At 73.3% G+C, this 10,537-nt stretch carries 9 protein-coding genes and 1 rRNA gene; 4 read left to right on the forward strand and 6 right to left on the reverse strand.

The features are described from left to right. Window positions 1-142: 142 nt before the first annotated feature. A complete protein-coding gene (locus tag ACZ6PY_RS09460) occupies window positions 143-1,699 on the reverse strand; it encodes an alkaline phosphatase D family protein (RefSeq protein ID WP_466070722.1) in 1,557 nt (518 codons plus the stop codon). A 205-nt stretch (window positions 1,700-1,904) separates the two neighbouring features. On the opposite strand from ACZ6PY_RS09460, the gene ACZ6PY_RS09465 reads away from it, so the two are divergent. Beyond that, window positions 1,905-2,345, forward strand: coding sequence for a carboxymuconolactone decarboxylase family protein (locus ACZ6PY_RS09465; protein WP_466070724.1), 441 nt, complete (start codon window positions 1,905-1,907; stop codon window positions 2,343-2,345). Then, window positions 2,342-3,229 (forward strand): RNA polymerase sigma factor SigJ, encoded by an 888-nt coding sequence (gene sigJ / locus ACZ6PY_RS09470; protein ID WP_466070725.1) that lies wholly within the window; start codon window positions 2,342-2,344, stop codon window positions 3,227-3,229. Before ACZ6PY_RS09465 ends, sigJ begins: the two co-directional genes overlap by 4 nt. 55 nt (window positions 3,230-3,284) lie before the next feature. Here sigJ and ndk read toward each other — a convergent pair whose 3' ends face one another. Next, window positions 3,285-3,710, reverse strand: coding sequence for a nucleoside-diphosphate kinase (ndk, locus tag ACZ6PY_RS09475; protein ID WP_262287536.1), 426 nt, complete (start codon window positions 3,708-3,710; stop codon window positions 3,285-3,287). Between the two features lie 145 nt (window positions 3,711-3,855). Here ndk and ACZ6PY_RS09480 point away from each other — a divergent pair, with 145 nt between their 5' ends. Continuing rightward, complete coding sequence (locus ACZ6PY_RS09480; RefSeq protein ID WP_466070727.1) at window positions 3,856-5,103, forward strand: VOC family protein; 1,248 nt, start codon at window positions 3,856-3,858, stop codon at window positions 5,101-5,103. Between the two features lie 18 nt (window positions 5,104-5,121). Here the strand turns inward: ACZ6PY_RS09480 and ACZ6PY_RS09485 are convergent, their stop codons facing one another. Genes ACZ6PY_RS09485 through ACZ6PY_RS09495 form a run of 3 tightly spaced genes read right to left on the reverse strand, consistent with a single transcriptional unit; the run spans window position 5,122 to window position 9,460 of the window. Beyond that, entirely contained in the window at window positions 5,122-5,514 is a 393-nt protein-coding gene (locus ACZ6PY_RS09485; RefSeq protein WP_466070729.1) for a DUF4233 domain-containing protein, read from the reverse strand. Next, window positions 5,511-6,845, reverse strand: a complete 1,335-nt coding sequence (locus tag ACZ6PY_RS09490; protein ID WP_466070730.1) for a bifunctional folylpolyglutamate synthase/dihydrofolate synthase — start codon at window positions 6,843-6,845, stop codon at window positions 5,511-5,513. The genes ACZ6PY_RS09485 and ACZ6PY_RS09490 overlap by 4 nt, the downstream gene beginning before the upstream one ends. Next, window positions 6,842-9,460, reverse strand: coding sequence for a valine--tRNA ligase (locus ACZ6PY_RS09495; protein WP_466070732.1), 2,619 nt, complete (start codon window positions 9,458-9,460; stop codon window positions 6,842-6,844). The genes ACZ6PY_RS09490 and ACZ6PY_RS09495 overlap by 4 nt, the downstream gene beginning before the upstream one ends. 70 nt (window positions 9,461-9,530) lie before the next feature. Between ACZ6PY_RS09495 and ACZ6PY_RS09500 the strand changes: the two genes are divergently transcribed. Further along, the gene (locus ACZ6PY_RS09500) at window positions 9,531-10,208 is read left to right on the forward strand and encodes a hypothetical protein (protein ID WP_466070734.1); all 678 of its coding nucleotides are present in this window, start codon (window positions 9,531-9,533) and stop codon (window positions 10,206-10,208) included. 82 nt (window positions 10,209-10,290) lie between these two features. Here ACZ6PY_RS09500 and rrf read toward each other — a convergent pair. Next, window positions 10,291-10,407, reverse strand: a 5S ribosomal RNA gene (gene rrf, locus ACZ6PY_RS09505). Window positions 10,408-10,537 lie beyond the last annotated feature (130 nt).

Consider the following 10,537-nt stretch of genomic DNA (forward strand, 5'->3'; position numbering starts at 1 on the left):
CCGGTGATGGCCGGGTCGTCGCCTGTGCCCACAAGCGTACTCGACCCACCCCCCGTCCCGCCCCCGACTATCACCCGCCCCGGTGATCATGAGGTTGGCGGCGACATCCGAGATCGTCATCGCCGCCAACCTCATGATCGACCTACCGGGTGGGTGCCGGGAGGGTGGTGGTCCAGAGGGAGGTGCCGGCGCGGTCGCGGAGGTTCACCGTCAGGGCCGCCGACCCGCCGTCGATCGTGACCTCGCCGAAGTGCTGGAAACCCTCGGCCGGGGACGTGTTGGCCTGCGGCGGGGCGTGCACGAAGACGGCCTGCGGGCCGAAGGTGCCGTCCAGGGCGTTCGGGCCGAACGCGCCGGCGTGCGCCGGGCCGGAGACGAACTCCCAGAACGGGGTGAACTCGCCGAACGCCGCCCGGGCCGGGTCGTAGTGGTGGGCGGCGGTGTAGTGCACGTCGGCGGTGAGGAAGACGAGGCCGGTCACCCCGGCCCGGTGCACGGCCCGCAGCACCTCGGCGAACTCCCGCTCGCGGCCGGCCGGCGCGCCCGGGTCGCCCTGCGCCACACCCTCCTGCGCGCCCGGGCCGTCCGGCACCACGAGACCGATCGGCAGGTCGTTGGCGACCACCTTCCAGGTCGCCCGCGACCGGGTCAGCTCACGGACCAGCCACTCGCGCTGCTCCCGCCCGAGCAGGCCGCGCCCCGGGTCCGCGTAGGTGTTGCCGTCGTTCGGGTCCTTGTACGTGCGCATGTCGAGGACGAACACGTCCAGCAGCGGCCCGTACGACAGCTTGCGGTAGAGCGGCCCGTCGACGGGGGCCGGCACCCACTCGTGGAACGCCTGGCGGGCCCGCGCGGCGAGCACGTCCACCCGCCGCTCGGTGTACCGGTCGTCGTCGAGGATCTCCCCCGGGTACCAGTTGTTCAACACCTCGTGGTCGTCCCACTGGTTGACCTGGGGCACCTCCGCGGCGAACGCCCGCAGGTGCTCGTCCAGCAGGTTGTACGCGAACTGCCCGCGGTACTCGGCCAGGGTCTCGGCGACCTTGCTCTTCTCCGGGGTGACCAGGTTGCGCCAGACCCGCCCGTCGGGCAGCGCGACGCTCTCGGTGAGCGGGCCGTCGGCGTAGACGGTGTCGCCGCTGCACAGGTAGAAGTCGGGGCGGCGCTCCCGCATCGACCGGAAAATGGCCAGGCCGTCGAAGTCGGGGCTGATCCCCCAGCCCTGCCCCACGATGTCGCCGGTCCAGACGAACCGCACGTCCCGGCGCTGGTGCCGCCCCGGAGCCGTGGCGAACGAGCCGGCCAGCGGCTCGCTGCACAGGCCGGCCCGGTCCAGGCTCTCCACCCGGACCCGGTAGTACAGCCGCTCGCCCGTCGGCAGGCCGCGCAGCCGGACCCGGCCGGTGAAGTCCCCCGTCGGGTCGAGCACCGGACCGCGCACCACGCGCGCGCCGCGCAGGTCGGGCCGGCGGCTCACCTCCACCAGCATCCGGCCGGGCCGGTCCGCCCGGGTCCACACCAGCGCCGAGTCGGCGGTCACGTCGCCGCTCTGCACGCCGTGGGTGAGCAGCGGGCGCCCGGCCGGCCGCCAGGCGGGGGCGGCGAGCGCGCCGGGCGCGCCGAGCAGCGCGCCGCCGGCGACACCGGCGCCGGTGACCAGGCCGGCGCGCAGCAGCGTACGTCGATCGAATTGCGTCATGGATCCTCCCGGTTCGACAGGTGCCAGGTCGGTCTACCGGGCGGACGTGACCGGGGGTGCCGAGCGAGGTGACGCGCACCCCAACGACGGCTGTCGAGACGGCCCACCGGTCCCGCATGACCACCGTCACAGCGCCGCACCGTCACACCGGCCCGGTCCCGATCCGTCGTGTGGGCGTAAGCGACACGGACCGAAGGAGGCGGCGATGAGCCGGATGGACACGGCGGCGGTGGCGCCGGAGGCGTACCGGGCGGTGCTCGGCCTGGAGAAGTACGTCCAGAAGAACGTGGACCACACCGTGCTGGAGCTGGTCAAGCTGCGGGCGTCGATGTTGAACGGCTGCTCGTTCTGCGTGGACATGCACAGCCGGGACGCGCTGGGGGCGGGCGAGTCGAGCCGGCGGCTGTTCGCCGTCGCGGCGTGGCGGGAGGCGCCCTTCTTCACCGAGCGGGAGCGGGCCGCGCTGGCGCTGACCGACGCGGTGACCAAGCTCGGCGAGCACGGCGTGCCGGACGACGTCTGGGACGCCGCCGCGAAGGTCTGGTCGGAGAAGGAACTGGCCGATCTGCTTGTCGCGATCGCCACAATCAACGTGTGGAACCGGATCTCGGTGAGCACCCGTACCGAGCCGCCGGTCGAGGTGTGACCTCACCCTCGGCGGCGGCGCAGGCGGCCGGTGCGCTCACCGCGCACCGGCCGATGCTGCTCGGGCTGGCGTACCGGCTGCTGGGCAGCCTGCACGACGCCGAGGACGTGCTCCAGGAGGCGTACCTGCGCTGGCTGGACGTCGACCGGGACAGCGTGGCCGAGCCGCGCCGCTACCTGTCCCGGGTGGTCACCCGGCTGGCCCTGGACCGGCTGCGGGCCCGGCAGACCGCCCGGGAGACGTACGTCGGGCCGTGGCTCCCCGAGCCGGTGCCGACCGACCCGTCCCCGTTCGGGCCGCTGGACACCGTCGAGCAGCGGGAGACGCTCTCCACCGCGCTGCTGCACCTGCTGGAGCGGCTCACCCCGCCGGAGCGGGCGGTGTACGTGCTGCACACCGCCTTCGCCCTGCCGTACGCCGAGATCGGTGACCTGCTGGACCGGTCCGCGGCGGACTGCCGGCAACTGCACCACCGCGCGGTGGCCCGGATCGCGGAGGGCCGGCGGCGGTTCACCGCCGGCCCGGCCGAGCAGCGCCGGCTGCTCGACGCCTTCCTGGCCGCGGCCCGCGACGGCGACCTGGAGCGGCTGACCGGCCTGGTCGCGGCCGACGCCACCGCGTGGAACGACGGCGGCGGCCGGGTCTCCGCGGCCCGCAACCCGGTGCGCGGCGCGGAACGGGTGGCCCGCTTCTTCGCCGGCCTGTACCACCGCCGCCACCCGGACGTCCGGGACACCCCGGTCGAGCTCAACGGCGCGCCCGCGCTGGTGCTGAGCTGGCCGTCCGGCCCCCGCTACACGCTCTCCGTGGCGGCCGCCGACGGCCGGATCACCGGCTTCTACCTCATCGGCAACCCGGACAAGCTGGCCGGCGTGCCCGGCTGAGCACGCGCGACGGCCCCGGCCCGCACGCGCGGGACCGGGGCCGTCGGGAAGCGGGTCAGCCCAGCTCGGGGAACCAGAGGGCGATCTCGCGCTTGGCGCTGTCCACCGAGTCGGAGGCGTGCACCAGGTTCTCCCGGTTGGACAGGGAGAGGTCGCCGCGGATGGTGCCGGCGGCGGCCTTGCGGCCGTCGGTGCTGCCGATCATCCCGCGGACCACCTCGATCACCTGGTCGCCGGAGAGCACCAGGGCCGCCAGCGGGCCGCCGGTCATGAAGGCCTTCAGCGGCGGGTAGAACGGCTTGTCCACGTGCTCGGCGTAGTGCTGGTCGGCGAAGTCGCCGTCCATGGTGCGGACCACCAGCGCGTCGATCCGCAGGCCCTTGCGCTCGAAACGGCCGAGGATCTCCCCGACCAGACCGCGGCGGACCGCGTCGGGCTTGATCAGTACGAGCGTGCGCTCGTCCGGGCTGCTGCTGGACACGCTGGTTTCCTCCTGTGCGCGGAACCGGGTCGGGCTGGGTACGGTCAGCGTAGCGACCCGGTCCCGGCGCCGGCGCGGCGGCTGCTCCTTCCCTGGGTCGCCCGCGGCGGCCTAGCCTGGCCCTGGAACCCCTGGGAGGTCCACTGTGGCGAATGGCGGGAACCGACCCATCGCGCCGGTACGCAAGCTGATCGGCGCGGTGCTGGGCACCCTGGCCACGTTCGTGACCCTGTTCGGGCTGGGCATGACGAGCTGGGCGATCGTGGCGCTCGGGGTCGCCCTGCTGGTGCTGGCGATCGCCCTGGCCACGGTCCGCGGCGGCGGCCGCACCTGGGTGGTCGGGCTGGGCCACGTGCACAGCGCCTCCGAGCCGCCCACCCAGTACGCCTTCGGCCGCTGCGAGCTGCAACTGGTGATCGACGCGCCCGGCCTGCCGCCCCGGTCCAAGAAGATCATCGAGCCGCGGGTCCCGGTCGCCAAGTGGCCGTCGCTGGGTCAGGCGCTGCCCGTCCGGGTGGCCCTCGACGACCAGCGGCACGTCCGCGTCCTCTGGGACGAGGTGCCCACCCACGCCGAGACGGCCGCCGCGGTGGCCGACCTGCCGCCCGAGTACGCCGACCCGGACCCGGTCGACGAGGTGCTGATCGGTCAGGAGGCCCCGCCGTGGGCCGACCGGGCCCCCGAGGACGACTTCCGCGACGACTTCCCGCCCGCGCCGGACCCGCTCCTCGACGACCTCACCGGGCGGCCGGAGGACCGCGAGCCGGTGGTGCTGCACCAGCGCCCCGGCGGCGGCGTCGTGCTGGAGGGGCAGCTGGTCGAGCCCACCACGGCCGGCCCACTCCCCCGCCGGGCCCCGACGCCCCGACCGCCCGCCGAGGAGCGGTTCGACACCGTGCCGGTGGACCCGATCGACGTCCCGCTGGACGAGCCGGCCGGCGAGGCGCCGCCCACCGCGGAGGAGCTGGACGAGGCCATCTTCGGTCCCGTCGGCGACGACGAGCCGGCCGAGGCGGCGAGCCCGATCAGCGGTGTCGGCATCACCCTGCTCGTCGCCGACCTGGACCGGTCCCTGGACTTCTACCGGGACCTCGGCTTCGCCGAGGTGGACCGGGGCGAGGGCAACGCCGTCCTCGCCTCCGGGCCGACCCGCCTGGTGCTGCGCCGGGTGACCGGGGCCGCCCCGATCAGCCGGCGGCTGGTCCACGTCAACCTCGAGGTCGACGACATCCAGGCGGCCTACGAACGGCTGCGCGAGTCGGGCGTCCGGTTCACGTACGCCCCGCGGGTGGTCAACCGGGGCACCAAGCTGGAGGTGTGGGCGGCCGCCTTCCGCGACCCGGACGGGCACGGCGTGGCGCTCACCCAGTGGCGCACGCTCGCCGACGCCTGACCCCGGCCCCGGGCCGGCTCAGCGGAGGATGACCCGCCGCACGTGCAGCGCGTACGCCCACACCAGCGCGAAGATGATGCCGAGCGCGAACAGCGACCAGTGCAGCAGCCCGGCGAGCAGCAGCAGGCCCTGGAGGACCGTGCCGGCGTTCCAGGCCCACGCCCGCTTCATCCGGGCGGCCAGCACCACGCAGGCGACCGCCAGCGCGACGATCGCGGCCACGGCCGCGCCGCTGAGGTCACCGCCGACCACCCGGATCGGCTGGATGGCCAGCAGCAGCACCAGCGCCTCCAGCGCGAGGGTGCCGGCGCCGAGACCGCGGACCGCCTTGTCGGGGTCGCGCAGCCCGGAGCGGCGCGGCTCCGGCTGCTCCGCCCCGCCCGGCGGGCGCTCGTCCACCGGGCCGGTCATCGCTTGAGCAGCCGGCGGGCGTCGGCCACGGTCACCACCGATCCCGTGATCAGCACGCCCACCCCGGCCAGCTCGCCCGGCACGTCGGACTCGGCCTCGGCGACGGCCGCCTCGATGGCGTCCGGCATGGCCTCGGTCGCCTGCACCCGGTCCGGCCCGAAGACCTCCCGGGCCAGCTCGGCCAGCTCGTCGACGGGCATCGCCCGCGGCGAGCTGTTCGCGGTGACCACGATCACGTCGAGCACCGGTTCCAGCAGCTCCAGCAGGCTGGCCGCGTCCTTGTCGCCGAGCACGGCGAGCACGCCGACCAGCTTGCTGAACGCGAACTCCTCCTGGAGCGCGGTGACCGTGGCGGCCATCCCGTGCGGGTTGTGCGCGCCGTCGAGCAGGATCGTCGGGGCGGTGCGCACCTTTTCCAGCCGCCCCGGCGAGCTGGTCGCGGCGAAGCCCTCCCGGACCGCCTCGATGTCGAGCTGCCGCCGTGCGCCCGCGCCGAGGAACGCCTCCACCGCGGCGAGCGCCACGGCGGCGTTCTGCGCCTGGTGGGCGCCGTGCAGCGGGATGAAGATCTCCTCGTACACCCCGCCGAGGCCCTGGATGGTGAGCACCTGGCCGCCGACGGCGACCGCGCGGCGCAGCACGCCGAACTCGGCGCCCTCCCGGGCGACGGTGGCGCCCACCTCGGCGCAGCGCTCCAGGATGGGCCGGGCGGCCTCCTCCTCCTGGGCCGCCGCGATCACGGTGGCGCCGGGGTGGATGATGCCCGCCTTGTGCAGCGCGATGTCCTCGATGGTGTCGCCGAGCCACTCGGTGTGGTCCAGCCCGATCGGGGTGATCACCGCGACCCCGGCCTGGATCACGTTGGTGGCGTCCTCGGCGCCGCCGAGGCCCACCTCCACCACGGCGACGTCCACCGGGGCGTCGGCGAAGGTGGCGAAGGCCAGCGCGGTGGTCAGGTCGAAGTAGGTCAGCGGCTCGTCGAACCGCTGGTCGACCAGCGCCGCGAGGGGCTCCACCTCCCGGTACGTGGCCACGAAGCGGTCCTCGCTCACCGGCTCGCCGTCCAGGCTGATCCGCTCCCGGACGGTCTCCAGGTGCGGGCTGGTGTAGCGGCCGGTGTGCAGCCCGAACGCCCGCAGCAGCGAGTCGATCATCCGGGCCGTCGAGGTCTTGCCGTTGGTCCCGGTCAGGTGGATCGACGGGTACGCCCGCTGCGGGCTGCCGAGCAGGTCGAGCAGGCTCTCGATCTTCTCCAGCTCGAAGCGCATGCGGGTGAAGCCGCGCGCGTTCAGCGCGGCGTCCACCTCGGCGAATTCGGTGCGATCGGTCACGAGGGAAGCGCCTCCAGCGCGGCGTCGATCCGGACCAGGTCCGCCTCGGCCACCGCGAGCCGCTCCCGGATCTTGGCGACGACCGGTTCGGGGGCCTTGCCGACGAACGCGGGATTGTCCAGCTTCGCCCGGGCCTGCGCGGCCTCCTTCTCGGCGGCCGTCCGGTCCTTGGTCAGTCGGGCCCGCTCGGCTGCCACGTCGATCGACCCCCGGGTGTCCAGCGCCACGCTGACCTCGCCGGGCATGGCGAGGGTGGCGCTGGCCTGGAAGTCGTCGCCGGGCGGGTCGAGCCGGACCAGCGAGCGGACCAGCGGCTCGTGCGCCGCGATGCCCGCGCCGGCCAGGCCGTCGAGCCGGGCGGCCACCCGCTGCGTCGGGCGCAGCCCCTGGTCGGAACGGAACCGCCGGATCTCGGTCACCACCCGCTGGAGGGTGCCGACCTCGACCTCCGCCGGGTCGTCGACGAGGGTACGGTCGGCCGCCGGCCAGGCGGCGGTCATCACGGTCTCGCCGCCGGTCAGCGCGGTCCACAGCTCGTCGGTGACGAACGGGATCACCGGGTGCAGCAGCCGCAGCAGCTGGTCGAGCACGTGCCCGAGCACCCGGCGGGTGGCGTCGGCCGCCGGACCGCCCTCGGCGAGCACCGGCTTGCTCAGCTCCACGTACCAGTCGCAGACGTCGTCCCAGGCGAAGTGGTAGAGCAGGTCGCAGACCTTCGCGAACTCGTACGCCTCGAACTGCTCGTCCACCTCGGCGGTGACGTGCGCCAGCCGGGAGAGGATCCACCGGTCGACGGTCGACAGCTCGGTCGCGGCCGGCAGCGGCCCGTCGGTGTGCGCGCCGTTCAGCAGCGCGAAGCGGGTGGCGTTCCAGAGTTTGTTGCAGAAGTTGCGGGAGCCCTGGCACCACTCCTCGCTGACCGGCACGTCCTGGCCGGGGTTGGCTCCCCGGGCCAGCGTGAACCGGGTGGCGTCGGCGCCGAACCGGTCGATCCAGTCCAGCGGGTCGACCACGTTGCCGAAGGACTTCGACATCTTCTTGCCGTGCTCGTCGCGGACCATGCCGTGCAGGGCCACCACGTCGAACGGCTGCACGCCGTCCATGGCGTAGAGGCCGAACATCATCATCCGCGCGACCCAGAAGAAGAGGATGTCGTAGCCGGTGACCAGCACGCTGGTCGGGTAGAACTTCGCCAGGTCCGGGGTGCGCTCCGGCCAGCCGAGGGTGGAGAACGGCCAGAGGCCGCTGGAGAACCAGGTGTCCAGGACGTCCTCGTCCTGCCGCCAGCCCTCGCCGGTGGGCGGCTGCTCGTCGGGGCCGACGCAGACGATCTCGCCGTCCGGCCCGTACCAGACGGGGATGCGGTGACCCCACCAGAGCTGCCGGGAGATGCACCAGTCGTGCATGTTGTCGACCCAGGCGAAGTAGCGCTTGGCCAGCTCGGCCGGCTCGATCTTCACCCGGCCGTCGCGCACCGCGTCGCCGGCGGCCTTGGCCAGCGGGGCGGTGTTGACGAACCACTGCAGCGACAGCCGCGGCTCGACGGTGGTCTTGCACCGGGAGCAGTGCCCCACGGCGTGCACGTACGGCCGCTTCTCGGCCACGATCAGGCCCTGCTCGCGCAGCGCGGCCACGATGGCCGGGCGGGCCTCGTAGCGGTCCAGCCCCTCGAACGGGCCGGGCGCCGTGATGATCCCGCGCTCGTCCATGATCGTGAGCTGCGGCAGGTCGTGCCGCTGGCCGATCTCGAAGTCGTTGGGGTCGTGCGCCGGGGTCACCTTCACCATGCCGGTGCCGAAGCTCGGGTCGACGTGCTCGTCGGCCACGATCGGGATCCGCCGGTCGGTGAGCGGCAGGTCCACCTCGGTGCCGATGAGGTGCCGGTAGCGCTCGTCGTCCGGGTGCACCGCGACCGCCGTGTCGCCGAGCATGGTCTCGGCCCGGGTGGTGGCCACCACGACCTCGTCGCTGTAGCGGATCGAGATCAGCTCACCCTCGTCGTCGGTGTGCTCGACCTCGATGTCGGAGAGCGCAGTGAGGCAGCGGGGGCACCAGTTGATGATCCGGTTCGCCCGGTAGATGAGCCCGTCGTCGAAGAGCTTCTTGAACATGGTCTGGACGGCCCGGGACAGGCCCTCGTCCATGGTGAAGCGCTCGCGGTCCCAGTCGACCGCGTCGCCGAGGCGGCGCATCTGGCCCAGGATGGCGCCGCCGGACTCGGCCTTCCACTGCCAGACCCGCTCCACGAACTTCTCGCGGCCCAGGTCGTGCCGGGACAGGCCCTCGCCGGCGAGCTGCCGCTCGACCAGGTTCTGGGTGGCGATGCCGGCGTGATCCATGCCGGGCAGCCAGAGCGCCTCGAAGCCCTGCATGCGCTTGCGCCGGTTCAACGCGTCCATGAGGGTGTGCTCGAAGGCGTGGCCCATGTGCAGGGAGCCGGTGACGTTCGGCGGCGGGATGACGATGGTGAAGGGCGGCTTCTCGCTGTCCGCCGACGCCCGGAAGTGGCCGGCGGCTACCCACTGCTCGTACCGTCGCTGCTCTACCTCGCCGGGCTGGTACTGGCCGGCAAGGGTCGGGGCGTCGGGGCGTCGGGCATCCAGTCTCTCGGTCACCCTGAAAGTCTACGGAGCGCTTTCGGAGACCCGACGTGCGCCACCTGTTAGTTCGCGTACGGTGGCGGACATGTCCGACGCGCACCTCACCGAGCGTCCGGTCGACGGCGGTCCCGAGCCGGTCGACCTGACCGACGAGCCGATCCGGCTGAGCCGCCGCGACCCGGCGCTGGAGCCCGAGCGACGCCCGGCCTCCCGGCGGCGGAAGATCGCGCTCGCGGCCGCGCTGGTGGTCGGGCTGGCCGGCGCCGGGGCACTCGGGCTCGGCGGCTGGCGGGTGCTCGCGGAGAAGGACACCGAGCTGAGCACTCCGGCCACCGTGGCCGGGCTGACCCGGGACGACAGCGAGCGGGCCCGCGGCACGGCCGACTACCTGCGTGACGGCTTCGCCGCCGACATCGAGCTGGACCGCAGCTTCGGCGCCGTCTACGCCGACCCGGCGGACGCCAAGCGGTCGGTGCTCCTGTTCGGCGGCACCACCCTGCTGTGGCAGCCGGAGCGGGACCTGGACAGCCTCTTCGGGCTGATGGCCGACGAGACCGGCAAGGTGACCGGCCTGCGCGAGGTGGACGCCGGCGACCTGGGCGGCGTGATGAAGTGCGGGACGACCAGTGGCGACGGCGGCGACTTCGCGGTCTGCGGCTGGGCGGACCACGGCAGCGTCGTGATGGGGATGTTCCCGGGCCGGGCCGTGAACGATTCGGCGGCGCTGTTCCGCCAGCTCCGCGAGGGCATCCAGAGCCGCTGAACGCCGGCGCCCCTCGGGGCGCCGAAATGCATCGGAAAACGCAGTCAGGGCCACCCCGAAGGGTGGCCCTGACTGGATGATTGTCCGGCGGTGTCCTACTCTCCCACACCCTCCCGAGTGCAGTACCATCGGCGCTGGAGGGCTTAGCTTCCGGGTTCGGAATGTGACCGGGCGTTTCCCCTCCGCCATGACCGCCGTAACTCTATGAACATGTCAAAACAACACCAACAAAAGGGGCTGTTCGCTTGTTCAGAGTTGCACAGTGGACGCGTAGCAGCTTGGTAGTCAAGTCCTCGGCCTATTAGTACCGGTCAACTGAACCCGTTACC

Source organism: Micromonospora sp. NPDC048907 (assembly GCF_055586885.1).